11 protein-coding genes are annotated in these 14,008 nt (G+C 57.6%); 4 read left to right on the forward strand and 7 right to left on the reverse strand.

Annotated elements, in window-relative coordinates; genetic code table 11:
- Positions 1-224 precede the first annotated feature (224 nt).
- The gene (gene tcdA, locus AAHA39_RS13320) at positions 225-1,061 is read left to right on the forward strand and encodes a tRNA cyclic N6-threonylcarbamoyladenosine(37) synthase TcdA (RefSeq protein WP_320657133.1); all 837 of its coding nucleotides are present in this window, start codon (positions 225-227) and stop codon (positions 1,059-1,061) included.
- Positions 1,062-1,082: 21 nt separating this feature from the next.
- Here the strand turns inward: tcdA and AAHA39_RS13325 are convergent, their stop codons facing one another.
- Positions 1,083-1,517: a SufE family protein gene (locus AAHA39_RS13325; protein ID WP_201948443.1), complete on the reverse strand. Its 435-nt coding sequence runs from the start codon at positions 1,515-1,517 to the stop codon at positions 1,083-1,085.
- A gap of 13 nt (positions 1,518-1,530) precedes the next feature.
- Positions 1,531-2,751 (reverse strand): aminotransferase class V-fold PLP-dependent enzyme, encoded by a 1,221-nt coding sequence (locus AAHA39_RS13330; RefSeq protein ID WP_320657134.1) that lies wholly within the window; start codon positions 2,749-2,751, stop codon positions 1,531-1,533.
- 181 nt (positions 2,752-2,932) lie between these two features.
- On the opposite strand from AAHA39_RS13330, the gene rep reads away from it, so the two are divergent.
- On the forward strand, positions 2,933-4,945 hold the full coding sequence (gene rep, locus AAHA39_RS13335; protein WP_041209814.1) for a DNA helicase Rep: 2,013 nt from the start codon (positions 2,933-2,935) through the stop codon (positions 4,943-4,945).
- Positions 4,946-4,947: 2 nt separating this feature from the next.
- Here rep and AAHA39_RS13340 read toward each other — a convergent pair whose 3' ends face one another.
- The 5 genes from AAHA39_RS13340 to AAHA39_RS13360 all read right to left on the reverse strand — a co-directional run bounded on the left by AAHA39_RS13340 (position 4,948) and on the right by AAHA39_RS13360 (position 11,006).
- Positions 4,948-7,224 (reverse strand): putative bifunctional diguanylate cyclase/phosphodiesterase, encoded by a 2,277-nt coding sequence (locus AAHA39_RS13340; RefSeq protein WP_320657135.1) that lies wholly within the window; start codon positions 7,222-7,224, stop codon positions 4,948-4,950.
- A 90-nt stretch (positions 7,225-7,314) separates the two neighbouring features.
- A complete protein-coding gene (locus tag AAHA39_RS13345) occupies positions 7,315-7,770 on the reverse strand; it encodes a c-type cytochrome (RefSeq protein WP_041209812.1) in 456 nt (151 codons plus the stop codon).
- A 196-nt stretch (positions 7,771-7,966) separates the two neighbouring features.
- Complete coding sequence (gene tdh / locus AAHA39_RS13350) at positions 7,967-8,995, reverse strand: L-threonine 3-dehydrogenase (protein WP_043850580.1); 1,029 nt, start codon at positions 8,993-8,995, stop codon at positions 7,967-7,969.
- Positions 8,996-9,055: 60 nt separating this feature from the next.
- On the reverse strand, positions 9,056-10,246 hold the full coding sequence (locus AAHA39_RS13355) for a glycine C-acetyltransferase (RefSeq protein WP_042029591.1): 1,191 nt from the start codon (positions 10,244-10,246) through the stop codon (positions 9,056-9,058).
- A gap of 115 nt (positions 10,247-10,361) precedes the next feature.
- Positions 10,362-11,006 (reverse strand): TetR/AcrR family transcriptional regulator, encoded by a 645-nt coding sequence (locus AAHA39_RS13360; RefSeq protein ID WP_201931206.1) that lies wholly within the window; start codon positions 11,004-11,006, stop codon positions 10,362-10,364.
- Positions 11,007-11,163: 157 nt separating this feature from the next.
- Between AAHA39_RS13360 and rfaD the strand changes: the two genes are divergently transcribed.
- Positions 11,164-12,117: an ADP-glyceromanno-heptose 6-epimerase gene (rfaD, locus tag AAHA39_RS13365; protein ID WP_042029589.1), complete on the forward strand. Its 954-nt coding sequence runs from the start codon at positions 11,164-11,166 to the stop codon at positions 12,115-12,117.
- A gap of 107 nt (positions 12,118-12,224) precedes the next feature.
- Positions 12,225-13,991: a polysaccharide deacetylase family protein gene (locus tag AAHA39_RS13370; protein WP_320657136.1), complete on the forward strand. Its 1,767-nt coding sequence runs from the start codon at positions 12,225-12,227 to the stop codon at positions 13,989-13,991.
- Positions 13,992-14,008 lie beyond the last annotated feature (17 nt).

Here is a 14,008-nt window from a genome sequence, read left to right on the forward strand (position 1 = left end):
TCGCCATGCGAGAGTAGGACACTGCCAGGCACCCAATACAAGAAACCCCGCTCATAAAGCGGGGTTTTTTATTGCCTGAAAATCAGCAAATCGCCTGATAATTGACCGTTCATTCTCTCTTCTCTGCCGTTTTCTCTGTTTTCCCTCCCTGATTTTCTCCGGTTATGCCATCGCGGCTGGCGGTGGTTGCCGTTATAATGGCCGCCCTCAAGCAAGGTGGTGGTATGAAAGCAGAATATCTACAGCGATTCGGGGGCATTGCCCGTCTTTATGGTCAGAGCGCACTGCGTTCCTTTAGCCAGGCCAAGGTCTGTGTGGTGGGTATCGGTGGCGTGGGCTCCTGGGCAGCAGAGGCGCTGGCCCGCGCTGGTATCAACCAGATCACCCTTATCGACATGGACGATATCTGCATCACCAACACCAATCGCCAGATCCACGCCATGCAGGGGACTGTTGGTCGCCTCAAAACCGAGGTGATGGCCGAGCGTATTCGCGCCATCAATCCTGATTGCGAAGTGATCGAGGTGGACGATTTCGTCACCGCTGATAACCTGGCCGAGCATATCAAGCGGGAGTTTGACTATGTGGTGGATGCCATCGATTCGGTCAAGGCCAAGGTGGCGCTGATTGCCTTCTGCAAGCGCAACAAGATCCCGGTGATTGTGGCGGGTGGTGCTGGCGGGCAGATGGATCCGACCCAGATCACTGTGGCGGATCTGGCCAAGACTATTCAAGACCCGTTGGCGGCCAAGGTGCGCTCCGATCTGCGCCGATTGCACAACTTCAGCAAGAATCCGGCGCGCAAATTCGGGGTGGAGTGTGTCTTCTCAACCGAGCAGCTGAGCTATCCGGATGGCAATGGTGGCACTTGCCAGGCCAAGGCAGCCAGCGATGGCACTATGAAGATGGATTGCGCCTCCGGTTTTGGCGCCGTGACGCCGGTGACGGCAACCTTTGGGCTGGTTGCCGCGTCCCGGGTATTGAAGAAGATTGCCGAGCGGGGCGCCCGAGTCGAGAAAGAGGCAGGGAATGAAGATGCTGGGTCGATTGGCGAAGCGTAATAGACCACTGAACAAGGCGGGTTAGACCGCTTGTTCCCGGATCGCCAGCACGATCGCTCTGAGCCCGTTACCTCGTGACGGGCTCAAGTGTTTCTCAAGTCCCAGTTCGGTGAAATACCCTTCCATATCAAATGCCTGGATCGCCGCAGACGATTGGTGGTTGAGTGCCGCCAGCACGATGACGATGAGGCCACGCACGATGCGAGCATCGGAATCACAGGCAAAGTGCCAGCAGCCATCCTCGCTTTGTTCTCCCTTCAGCCAAGCCTGGCTTTCACACCCCTTGAGGCGAAACTCCTCCTGCTGCCATTCGCCGGGTAGCGCTGGCAGCTGTTTGCCGAGCTGGATGATGAGCCGGTACTGGTTCTCCCAGCCGTGAGCGGCAGCAAACTGCTGGCGGATGGTGTCGGCGTTGGGCTCAAGGCCAATCTGGGTATAGCTTGCGAGGTCACTCATTCGGTTGTCTGCCTTAGAAGAAGTCACTGAGTTTGTGCAGGGCGGCCAGCAGGGCGTCGATATCATCCCGATTGTTGTAGCAGGCCAAGGAGGCGCGCATGGTGCCACCGATCCCGAGCGATTCCATCAGCGGCATGGCGCAGTGATGGCCGACTCGCAGGGCGATCCCCTGCATATCGAGCAGGGTGGCGGCATCTTGCGGGTGAATGTCATCGAGCAGGAAAGAGACCGCACCGGCGCGTTGGCCGGGTTCGCCTATCAGACGCAGCCCTGGTACCTGTTGCAGACCGGTGACCAGATAGTCGGTCAGTACCTGCTCATGCTTGGCGAGCCATTGCCGGTCTAGCCCCATCACAAAGTCGATGGCCGCAGAGAGGCCAATAGCACCAGCGATATGGGGGGTGCCCGCCTCGAACTTGAAGGGCAGAGTATTGAAGGTGGTACCGCTGAAACTGACCCGATCGATCATCTCGCCACCGGCTTGCCAGGGCGGCATCCGTTCCAATAGCTCGGTGCGGCCCCACAACACGCCGATGCCGGTCGGGCCATAGAGCTTGTGACCGGAGAAGGCGTAGAAGTCGCAACCGATGGCCTGCACATCCACCTCGAGATGAGCCACCGCCTGAGCGCCGTCGATCAGGGTCAGAGCGCCGACTGCCTTGGCCGCTGCCACCATCTCTTTGACTGGATTGACGGTGCCAAGGGCATTGGAGACGTGGGCCACGCTTACCAGTCGGGTGCGTGGCCCCAGCATGGCGTGATAGGCGGCCATATCGAGATCGCCCCGCTCATCGAGCGGGATAACCCGGATCACCGCTCCGGTACGTTGGGCGACCAGTTGCCACGGGACGATATTGGCGTGATGCTCCAGCGTGCTGAGGATGATTTCGTCCCCCGCTTTGAGCTCGCTCATCCCCCAGCTCTGGGCCACCAGATTGATCGCTTCTGTGGTACCACGGGTCCAGATAACTTCGTGGCTGCGGGGCGCATTGATAAAGCGGGCGACCGTCTTGCGGGCATCTTCGAAGGCGCGGGTCGCGCGGCCGCTCAGGGCGTGAGCAGCACGGTGCACGTTGGCGTTGTCGGCCCGATAGTAGTGAGCGATGGCATCCAGTACCGCGTGCGGCTTCTGGGTGGTGGCGGCATTGTCCAGATAGACCAGAGGGTGGCCGTTTACCGCCTGCGCCAAGGCCGGAAACTGGCTGCGCAGTTGGTCATGCTGTTGCTGATTCATGCTCCCCTCATCATCTGGAAAAAGTCATCATCTCGAAAGGTCGGCCATGATCCTGAAAATAGCGCTCGAACACAAGGCGCGATAAGCCCGATTGGCGGTTGCCTGCCGTGCAGCAGGTACGGCTCGTCGGGTGATTTCTGGTACAATGCCGCCCCTCATCATAAGCCAAGAGATCCGGCCCATGAAGCTCAACCCCAATCAGAACGAAGCGGTCAAGTATGTTTCCGGCCCTTGCCTGGTGCTGGCGGGTGCCGGATCGGGCAAGACCCGAGTCATCACCAACAAGATTGCCTATCTGGTGCAGCAGTGCGGCTACAACGCGCGCAATATCGCCGCCGTCACCTTCACCAACAAGGCGGCGCGGGAGATGAAGGAGCGGGTTGGCCAGACCTTGGGTCGCAAGGAAGCGCGGGGGTTGATGGTCTCCACCTTCCATACTCTGGGGCTCGAGATCATCCGACGGGAGCACAAGAGCCTGAATCTCAAGGCCAACTTCTCCCTGTTTGACGACACCGATCAGCTGGCTCTACTGAAAGAATTGACTGAAGATGAGCTAGACAACGACAAGGACAAGCTCTCGGCCCTCATTACCCAGATCTCCAATTGGAAGAACGACCTTATTCTGCCTGCCCGCGCGATGCGCATTGCCCGCGGGCCGGAAGAGGTGCTGATGGCTCAGCTCTATGAGCGTTATCACCGCCAGATGGTGGCCTACAACGCGCTGGATTTTGACGACCTCATCGTGATGCCGACCCTGCTGCTCAAGAGCAACGAGGAGGTGCGCACCCGCTGGCAGAACAAGATCCGCTACCTGCTGGTCGACGAGTATCAGGACACCAACACCAGCCAGTACGAGCTGGTGAAGCAGATCGTCGGTGAGCGTGCCCGCTTCACCGTGGTGGGGGACGATGACCAGTCCATCTACTCCTGGCGAGGTGCCAAGCCGCAGAATCTGGTGCTGCTGAATGAAGACTTTCCGAACTTGCGGCTCATCAAGCTGGAGCAGAACTACCGCTCCAAGGGGCGCATCCTCAAGTGCGCCAACATCCTGATCGCCAACAACCCCCATGTGTTCGACAAGGCGCTCTTCTCCGAGCTCGATTACGGGGTGCCGGTCAAGGTGCTGTTTGCCAAGAACGAGGAGCACGAGGCGGAGCGGATCGCCGCGGAAATGATGGGCCACAAGTTCATGAATCGCACCCGGTTCAAGGATTACGCCATCCTCTATCGGGGCAACCATCAGTCGCGCATCTTCGAGAAGGCGCTGATGACCAACCGGATTCCCTATCGCATCTCCGGCGGCACCTCGTTTTTCTCCCGCACCGAGATCAAGGACATCATGGCCTACCTCAAGTTGCTGGTGAATCCGGATGAGGACACAGCCTTCCTGCGGGTGGTCAACCTGCCGCGCCGCGAGATTGGCCCCACTACCCTCGAAAAGCTTGGCCAATACGCCAATCAGCGCGGCAAGAGCCTGTTTGCCGCCAGCTTCGAGCTGGGGCTGGAACAGCACCTCTCCGGGCGTGGCCTCGTGGCCCTGCAGGCATTCACCAACTGGTTGGTACGCCTTGGCGATGAGGCGTTGCGCGGCAATCCAGTGGAGGCGGTGCGGGACATGATCAAGGAGATCCACTACGAAGAGTGGCTCTACGAGACCTCGCCCAGCCCGAAAGCAGCCGAGATGCGGATGCAGAACGTCTCTACCCTCTATCGCTGGATCACCGAGATGTTGGAGGGGGATGAGCTGGAGGAGTCGATGACGCTGGCACAGGTGGTCACTCGCCTCACCCTGCGTGACATGATGGAGCGCAACGAGGGGGAGGATGACGCTGATCAGGTGCAGTTGATGACGCTGCACGCCTCCAAGGGGCTGGAGTTTCCCTATGTCTACATGGTGGGGATGGAAGAGGGCTTGCTGCCCCACCAGACTAGCATCGACGAAGACAACGTGGAGGAGGAGCGGCGTCTCGCCTATGTGGGCATTACCCGTGCCCAGACCGAGCTGACCTTTACCCTTTGCAAGGAGCGGCGTCAGTACGGCGAGTCGGTGCGTCCGGAGCCGAGCCGCTTCCTGCTGGAGCTGCCACAGGATGATCTGGAGTGGGAAAACCAGAAGAAGGTGACGGCCGAGGAGCGTCAGCAGAAGGGGCAGATGGCGGTGGCCAATCTGCGAGCCATGTTCAAGAAGGATTAACCCTAAAGGCTGGCCGGGGTAAGCAGCGGGACTATGTCGGTGCCTGGCATGGGCGGTGAGATATAACGCCCCTGTCCCATCCGGCAGCCAATATCGATTAGCTTCTGCAATTGCTGCTGGTTCTCTATACCTTCCACTACAAGGGTGTAATCGAGATCCTGACAGATGTCGCGCATGGCGCGGATTAGCGCGAGGTCTTTGGGGGACTGCAACATGCGCTGGGTAAAGCTGTCATCCACCTTGATGTAGTCCACCGGGAAGTGGAACAGAGCGTTGAGGGAGGAGAAGCCGGTCCCAAAATCGTCGAGGCTGATCTGGATGCCCTTGGCGCGCAGCTCGTGCAGCGAGGCCAGCGCATCGGAATCCTGCCGTGACAGCTCCCGCTCGTTGAATTCAAATATCAGGTAGCTGGGGGAGACCCCCTCCTCTTCCAGAATGGTTATCAGCCGCATGATATGGTCGTGGTTGACCAGATGCTTGCCGGAGAGATTTATCGCTACCTTGAACTTGCTCTGTCCCGACAGTGGCAACCAGTTTTTCAGCTGCTGGCAGGTGTGGCGCAGGATCTGGTAATCCAGCTCGAGAATAAGGCCGCACTGTTCCGCCAGCGGGATGAAATCAAAGGCATCTTTCAGCACACCTTCTTCCGTCAGCCAGCGAGCCATCACCTCAAGGCCGGTCAGCCGGCTGTCCTGCAGCCGGATCACTGGCTGGAAGTAGGGGACGATACGCCCTTCGCGCAGTGCTCTGGCCAGCATCTCTTCCGGCGAGTTCCAGTTCTGGTTGATGCAATCCTCCGAGTAGCTGACGATACGGCTGCGGCCATTGCGCTTGGCCTGATACATGGCGAGATCGGCCTGATGAAGCAACTGGCTGATGTCCGTTGTTTGTTCGGATGCGATGGAGACGCCCAGGCTGACGGTGATGCTCAGCTCGTTGCCGAGCAGCCTGAAAGGGTAGGAGAGCCGGCTGATGATCCGGTTCAAAACTGGGCTAATGTCGTCATCGTTCTTGCTGCTGTCCAGATAGATGACGAACTCGTCCCCTCCCAGCCTTGCCACCAAATCATTTTGCCGGATGCAGGTTTGCAGGCGGCGGCTTACCTCTTTCAGCAACTGATCCCCGGCGCTGTGGCCCAAGGTGTCGTTGATCTGCTTGAAGTGATCCACATCGATAAAAATCACGGCAAACCCGGGCGATTTGTAGCGGTTGTAGTGGGTCATGGCGTGGTTGAGGTGATTCATCAGCAAAGCCCGGTTGGGCAGCTGGGTGAGCGGGTCGTGCAGGGCGTCAAATTGCAGCCTGCGTTCCAGCTCCTGATGCTGTTTGAGCTGCTTTTGCAATCTGAGGTTGGTCTGGCGCAGCTGCTGGAGACGCTGGTTGATGGAGTCTTCGGTATTGATGTCGTTAAGCTGCTGGCGGATCCGCTTCAGCTCAAGCAGCAGCGTGAGCTGGCCACGCAAAAAATCGAGGAAAAGTTTGTCATCTGCTTCCAATGGGGCGGACGTGCTGATGATGAAGTGGGCGAAATACTGTTGTTGCAGGCGCAGCGGCATGCTGTGCCAGAACAGCGACTCTTTGCTGACCTCGATATTGCTGGTGCTATGACACAGACCGCTGATGAACTCATCGCTCTGATGCGGAGTCGCCGGGTAGACCTTTTCCAACTTGTGAGTATTGAGCCGAACCAGCAGCATGTCCTCAATGGCCAGCATCTGGCGCAGCACAGCTTCCAGTTGGGAGAAAAGGGCCTGACCGGGAAGGGTATTGGCCAGTCGCATGATGCGGCTGATGCTCTCGATTTTCTTCTGCCAGTTGGGGTCTTTACGGATCAGCGGAGAGGGGGGCTCTGCCAGATGGGAGCCTGCCTGGGTTTCGGTCAGCCGTTTGGCCAGACATTCGAGCAGCAGGCGCAGGGTCGGGAGATCTGTTGGTGTGCTGCGTGCCAGCAACCACTGTACCTGGCCATGTTCGATAGGAAAAACGCACCAGCCATCGGCTTCATCCAGCTGGGTCAGTTGATCGGTGATCCGGGACTGCTCCCGTCCCAGCTGCTGTTTGAACGAGTCACTGATCTTGTGGGCATAGACCCAGTTCAATCCGGTATCGGAGAGGCCAAGCATGCCAAAATGTTGCAGAGGGCAGAGTTGATCAATCTGCTGGATCAGGGCGTTGTAGTTGTCGGTCGTTGCTGTGTGCGGCGCGGGAAAGTCCATAATGGCCGAGACCAACGCCAGCAAAGGAGTTGAATAGTGGGATTCAATGGATTGGGACGACATGAGATGAGCAACTCCCGAGTATGTCTACCATACAAGAGTAGCTGGAAGGCGATAGATTGAAAGGGCCGCATATGCGGCCCTTTCAAATACTTAGAGCTTGTCGATCATGTAGTGGATGGCGTTCTCAATCTCTTCGTCACTACAAGTTGCGCAGGTGCCGCGCGGAGGCATCATGCCGGATTTGCCGGTAAAGCCACCGATGGCATGCTTCTTGAGCGTTTCAATGCCCTGGGCGATACGGGGCTCCCAAGCCGCTTTGTCGCCACGTTTGGGCGCGCCGGCTGCACCGGTGTCGTGACAGGCGAAGCAGGCGCCCTTGAACACGGTTTCGCCATCGCGCGGGCCGGAAGAAGCGGCTGCCGCAGGCGCTGCGCCTGCACCGGCAATACCTTCCAGATCCTTGGCGGTATAGACCTGACCGACCGGTTTGATCCGTTCGGCAATGGCATCCGGTGACATATCGTCAGCAGCAAATGCTGCCCCGGACAGGCTGACAGCGGTCATACCGACAGCCAGCAGATAGCTCAGTTTTTTCAGCACGCTCATATACTCCCAGCACTCTCTTATTATCCCTGTGAACCGGACGGATTATAACCGAATAGTTACAGCCATTTAAACGCTTGTGTGTGAAGTGTTAAACACTCTGCAAGCAAACTTTTGGCCCGTATCACGCTGTCTGACTGTGTGCTTCTGAAAAAGAAACCCGGCTGATGCCAGGTTTTAACAAGTTAAGGGCAACAGGTTAGTTATCCCAGCTCAGAATCACCTTGCCGGAGTGGCCGGAGCGCATGGCATCAAAGCCTTGCTGGAACTCGTCGATGTGGAAGCGGTGGGTGATGATGGGGGAGAGATCCAGTCCTGACTGGATCAGGCTGGCCATCTTGTACCAGGTTTCGAACATCTCGCGGCCATAGATCCCTTTGATAAACAGCCCCTTGAAGATCACCTTGTTCCAGTCGATGGCCATGGTGGAGGGGGGGATGCCGAGCATGGCAATCTTGCCGCCATGGTTCATCTTGTCGAGCATCTCCTGGAAGGCGCTCGGTACGCCGGACATCTCCAGCCCCACGTCAAACCCTTCCGTCATTCCCAGCTCGCTCATCACGTCGGCGAGCTTCTCCTTGCCGATGTTGACGGTACGGGTGGCGCCCATCTTGCGTGCCAGTTCCAGTCGGTATTCGTTGACGTCGGTGATCACCACGTGGCGGGCACCAACATGACGGCAGACGGCGGCAGCCATGATGCCGATAGGGCCAGCGCCGGTGATGAGTACATCTTCACCCACCAGATCGAAGGAAAGGGCGGTGTGAACCGCATTGCCAAACGGGTCGAAAATGGCGGCCAGTTCGTCCGGGATATTGTCCGGCAGCTTGAAGGCATTGAAGGCAGGGATCACCAGATATTCGGCGAAGGCCCCCGGCCGGTTGACGCCCACTCCCGTGGTATTGCGACAGAGGTGGGTACGGCCGGCGCGGCAGTTGCGGCAGTGGCCACAGGTGATGTGACCTTCACCGGAGACGCGATCGCCGATGGCGAAGCCGCGCACCTCCTGGCCGATAGCGACGACTTCACCGACATATTCGTGACCCACCACCATGGGGACAGGAATGGTCTTCTGCGACCACTCATCCCAGTTGTAGATATGGATGTCGGTGCCGCAGATGGCGGTTTTGCGAATTTTGATCAGCAGGTCGTTGTGGCCCAGCTCCGGTGTGGGAACGTCGGTCATCCAGATGCCGATCTCGGGCTTGAGTTTGGACAGGGCTTTCATGGCGGATCCTTTGCTATGAATGCAGAAAGAAGGGAGGGGCACAGGGCCCCTCGATGCAAATCAGATGATGGCGAGTTCGCGGCCAATGCGGATGAAGGCGTCGATCGCCTTGTCCAGCTGCTCTCGGGTGTGAGCGGCGGACATCTGGGTACGAATGCGCGCCTGACCTTTCGGCACTACCGGGAAGGAGAAACCTACCACGTAGATACCGGCCGCCAGCATGCGGCTGGCCATCTCGGCAGCCAGCTTGGCATCGCCCAGCATCACCGGAATGATGGCGTGATCGGCCCCAGCCAGGGTAAAGCCGGCAGCACTCATGCGCTCGCGGAAATAGCGGCTGTTTTCTTGCAGGCGGGCGCGCAGGTCGTGACCTTCGGCCAGCATGTCGATCACCTTGATGGTGGCTGCAACGATGGAGGGGGCCAGCGAGTTGGAGAAGAGGTAGGGGCGGGAGCGCTGGCGCAGCCAGTCGATCACCTCTTTCTTGCCCGAGGTATAACCGCCGGAGGCGCCACCGAGCGCCTTGCCCAGAGTGCCGGTGATGATATCGACCCGATCCATCACACCGCAATATTCGTGGGTGCCACGACCGTTTTCACCGATAAAGCCGACGGCGTGGGAGTCATCCACCATCACCAGCGCATCGTATTTGTCGGCCAGATCGCAGATAGATTTGAGGTCGGCGATAACGCCATCCATGGAGAAGACGCCATCGGTGGCGATCAGCTTGAAGCGGGCGCCATCGGCGTCAGCCTGTTTCAGCTGGGCTTCCAGCTCGGCCATGTCGTTGTTGGCGTAGCGATAACGCTTGGCCTTGCACAGGCGCACACCATCGATGATGGAGGCGTGGTTGAGTGCATCGGAGATGATAGCGTCTTCGGCGCCGAACAGGGTCTCGAACAGACCTCCGTTGGCATCGAAGCAGGAGGAGTAGAGGATGGTGTCTTCAGTGCCCAGGAAGGCAGACATCTTCTGCTCCAGCTCCTTGTGCTGATCCTGGGTGCCACAGATGAAGCGAACCGAGGCCATGCCGAAGCCGTGGCTGTCGAGGCCCTGATGGGCTGCAGCGATCAGATCCGGGTGGTTGGCCAATCCCAGATAGTTGTTGGCACAGAAGTTCAGTACCTGCTCCCCACCCACGGCGATGCTTGCCTGCTGGGCGGAGGTGATGATGCGTTCCTGCTTGTACAACCCTTCAGCTTGCACCTGATGCAGTTGCTCGGTCAGGTGACGATAGAATCCGTTAGACATCCTCGATCCTTATTAGCTATTTCAGCTGAGTATCAACAGAGGGCCACATTTTACTGCAGTTTGTTGCGGTTAATTCAAATTATTGTTCTGCAATTAAACAATTGTGAAACAGATCTCACCCAGCTGGTTGGGCCAGTTGGCGGTAGTGCTGCTCCAGCTGCTTGATCTGTTCGGCGACTTGCGGTTGCACGTAGGGGCGCAGTAGAAACAGCACCTTTAGTACTCCCTGATAGAGCAGTGGCTTGGTGATGCGGGTATTGGGGGCCTGGGCAATCTGGAACGGGATCCAGCAGGTGACCACCATCTTGATGGTTTGGCCGAGATCCGGCAGATCCGCGTCAGTCACATCTATGATGCCCCCTTCGCGCAGGCTCTTGAGCAGGGTCACGACCGAGGATCTCATCTGCTCCTGCGCCTTGAGGTATTTCTGCTGCAGTGGCTCGTCCCGGCTCAGGATGTCCGGCAGGTTGGCGTAGAAGAAGCGGAACTGCCACATCAGATAGAAGATGGCATCCAGATAACCCATCAAATCCTGCAGAGTGATTTCACGGTTGCGGGTCGGGATGAAGCTTTCGCTCAGGTGGCGGGCATATTGATCGAAGATGGAGTGGATGATGTCCTCTTTATTACGGAAGTGGTAATAGAGGTTGCCCGGACTGATGCCCATGTGCGCCGCAATATGGTTGGTGGTGATGTTGCGCTCACCCTGATCGTTGAACAGCTCGGTGGCGCTGTGAATGATCCTGTCTCTGGTCTTCATCACTCATTCCTCCAACGGGTTCCGTCCGGGGCAAATGGAACAAGGTCGAATCCCCAGACTGCCCGTGATAAACTTTTCGGCAATTTCAAATTGGCTCACTATACACAGCTTTAACAAGCAGTCACATGTAGCCATCAACGTACGAGAGGCAAACTCCATGATCGTAGTAACTGGCGGTGCTGGCTTTATCGGCAGCAATCTGGTCAAGCAGCTGAACGCTCAAGGACGGACCGATATCGTGGTCATTGATGACCTGACCGACGGCACCAAGTTCGTCAATCTGGTCGATCTGACCATCGCTGACTACATGGACAAAGACGAGTTCCAGGCGCGTATCGTTTCCGGCGACGAATTCGAAGAGTGGGACGGCATTGAGGTGATCTTCCACGAAGGTGCCTGCTCGGCGACGACCGAGTGGAACGGCAAGTTCATCATGGAGGTCAACTACGAGTACTCCAAGGACCTGTTCCACTACTGCATCGAGCGTGAAATTCCGTTCATTTACGCCTCTTCTGCCGCCACTTACGGCGGTCGCAACGACAACTTCATCGAAGATCCCAAGTTCGAACAGCCGCTCAACGTCTATGGCTACTCCAAGCAGCTGTTCGACCAGTACGTGCGCCGCTGGATGCCGGAGATCAACTCTCAGGTCGTTGGTCTCAAGTACTTCAACGTCTACGGCCCGCGCGAGCAGCATAAAGGCTCCATGGCCTCTGTTGCCTTCCACCTCAATACCCAGGTGAAGAAGGGCGAGAATCCCAAGCTGTTCGAAGGTTGCGATGGTTTCCCCAACGGCGGTCAGATGCGTGACTTCATCTATATCGACGACGTCTGCAAGGTAAACCTCTGGTTCTGGCAGAACCCGCAGCACTCCGGCATCTTCAACTGTGGTACCGGTCGCGCCGAGCCGTTCCAGAACGTGGCCGAAGCGGTGATCAAGCATCATCAGAAGGGTTCTATCGAATACATCCCTTTCCCGGATCACCTCAAGGGTCGCTACCAGAGCTTTACCCAGGCCGACATGACCAAGCTGCGCAACGCAGGTTATGACGCCGAGTTCAAGACTGTGGCCGAAGGGGTTGCAGATTACATGGCGTGGCTCAACCGCTAACGGGCGAGCTTTACACTGCCATGTAGACAAGCCGGAAGCAGGTTCTACCTGTTTCCGGCTCTGTTGTTTGTCACTGTTTTTCTCAGTTTCTACCGGGTAACCACGCAATGAACATATTGATGGCACTCTCCCAGCTCGAAGTGACGGGCGCCGAGGTTTATGCCACCACGGTCGGCAACGAACTGACCCGGCGTGGTCACAACGTCTTTTATGTGTCGGATACGCTGACCAAGCCAACCCTTGGTCCCGTCTTCAAGCTTCGGTTCAACAAGCGCAGTATCCTGCGCCGTTTCTGGCACGTCTTTTACCTTATCTATCTGATCAAGAAGCACCATATCCAGTTGGTACATGCTCACTCCCGTGCCTCCGGCTGGAGCAGCTATGTTGCCTGCAAACTGACCGGTACCCCGATGATCACCACGGTACATGGTCGTCAGCCGGTACACGCATCCCGCAAAGCCTTCCATGCCCTTGGATTCAGGGCGGTCGCCGTTTGCGAGGATATCGCCCGGCAGATCATCGACAACCTGGGGGTTGATCCCGCTATCGTTCAGGTTCTGCGCAACGGTATCGAGACCGACAAGTTCCAGCCCGTGCCGGCGCCGGATAATGACAAGCCGGTGATCGCCATCATTGGCCGTTTGAGCGGCCCCAAAGGGGAGCTGTGCTACCGCCTGCTCGACGAAGTACTCGATCTGGATGCCTGCAAGGTACGGATTGTGAGCGGTACCCGCGTGCCCGAGCGTTTTGCCCGTTTTCAGGATCGTGCCGAGTTTGTCGGTTATATCGATGATGTGCCAGCTCTGCTGGCGGGTTGCGACCTGGTAATTGGTGCCGGTCGGGTAGCCATGGAAGCGCTGCTCTGCGGTCGGCCCGCCTTCGCTATCGGCGAAGCCAAGGCCATCGGTCTGGTGACCGAACAGAATCTGGATGATGCTCTGGCCAGCAACTTCGGCGATATCGGTCCCAAGGATCTGGCTATCGATTTTGCTGCGCTGAAGGGCGAAATCAAATCCGCCCTGGCTAGCAAGGTGGTGCCGGAAGCCATTCGCCAGCGGATTCAGGACGAGTACGGCTTGCAGGGGGTAGTATCCGGCCTCGAAACCATCTATCAGGATGCCGTGGTCCAAACCCTGCGCCGCGAGATGCCGGTCATCATGTACCACCGCTTTATCGAACACGAGAGCGAGAAAGGGGTGCACGGCACCTGGATGCCGATCGCCATGTTCGAGAAGCACCTGCGCCTGATGAAGTGGCTCGGCTACGAGGCACTGACTTTCCGCGATCTGGCGGACAAAGGCTTTATCCACCGTCTGCAATACGGCAAGAAGTACCTGATGATCACCGCTGATGACGGCTATCAGGACAATCTGACCCGCATGCTGCCGCTGCTGGAAAAATATGGTTACAAAGCAGTGGTGTACGTGGTGACTGGCGAAGGTTATAACCGTTGGGATGTGGAGCATCCGACCAATCCCGATACGTCTGTTCCCCTGATGAATGGCGAGCAGATTAAGGCATTGGCAGCGAGTGGCCATGTGGAGATTGGGGGGCACACCCTGACCCATCCTCGCCTGAGCAAGCTCTCGCCAGAGCAGCAGTCCCATGAAATTCAGGAGAACAAACGCCAGCTGGAGGCCTTGCTTGGCCAGCCGTTGCTCTCGTTTGCCTATCCTTACGGAGACATCAATGAGAGTGCCAAGGAGCAGGTCATAGCCGCAGGGTATCGTTTTGCCGTTGCCACCAACAGTGGCCCCAAAGCGATGCACCAAGACCCCTACCAGATCCGCCGGATCGCCATCTTCCCCCGCACCGATGTGTTTGGGTTGTGGCGCAAAATCCGCGGGAATTATGTTTTCAGGGCATCAAAGTGATATCAAAAAACGTCATA

It is taken from the genome of Aeromonas sp. SE22, from assembly GCF_038739755.1.
Taxonomy (GTDB): Bacteria; Pseudomonadota; Gammaproteobacteria; order Enterobacterales; family Aeromonadaceae; genus Aeromonas; species Aeromonas jandaei.

What these genes read in the sequence shown, in the direction of transcription:
- AAHA39_RS13340 (WP_320657135.1), bottom strand. Translation starts at nt 7,224, where the DNA reads ATGTCGTCCCAATCCATTGAATCCCACTATTCAACTCCTTTGCTGGCG.
- AAHA39_RS13355 (WP_042029591.1), bottom strand. Translation starts at nt 10,246, where the DNA reads ATGTCTAACGGATTCTATCGTCACCTGACCGAGCAACTGCATCAGGTG.
- AAHA39_RS13370 (WP_320657136.1), top strand. Translation starts at nt 12,225, where the DNA reads ATGAACATATTGATGGCACTCTCCCAGCTCGAAGTGACGGGCGCCGAG.
- rfaD (WP_042029589.1), top strand. Translation starts at nt 11,164, where the DNA reads ATGATCGTAGTAACTGGCGGTGCTGGCTTTATCGGCAGCAATCTGGTC.
- tdh (WP_043850580.1), bottom strand. Translation starts at nt 8,995, where the DNA reads ATGAAAGCCCTGTCCAAACTCAAGCCCGAGATCGGCATCTGGATGACC.
- AAHA39_RS13345 (WP_041209812.1), bottom strand. Translation starts at nt 7,770, where the DNA reads ATGAGCGTGCTGAAAAAACTGAGCTATCTGCTGGCTGTCGGTATGACC.
- tcdA (WP_320657133.1), top strand. Translation starts at nt 225, where the DNA reads ATGAAAGCAGAATATCTACAGCGATTCGGGGGCATTGCCCGTCTTTAT.
- AAHA39_RS13360 (WP_201931206.1), bottom strand. Translation starts at nt 11,006, where the DNA reads ATGAAGACCAGAGACAGGATCATTCACAGCGCCACCGAGCTGTTCAAC.
- AAHA39_RS13325 (WP_201948443.1), bottom strand. Translation starts at nt 1,517, where the DNA reads ATGAGTGACCTCGCAAGCTATACCCAGATTGGCCTTGAGCCCAACGCC.
- AAHA39_RS13330 (WP_320657134.1), bottom strand. Translation starts at nt 2,751, where the DNA reads ATGAATCAGCAACAGCATGACCAACTGCGCAGCCAGTTTCCGGCCTTG.
- rep (WP_041209814.1), top strand. Translation starts at nt 2,933, where the DNA reads ATGAAGCTCAACCCCAATCAGAACGAAGCGGTCAAGTATGTTTCCGGC.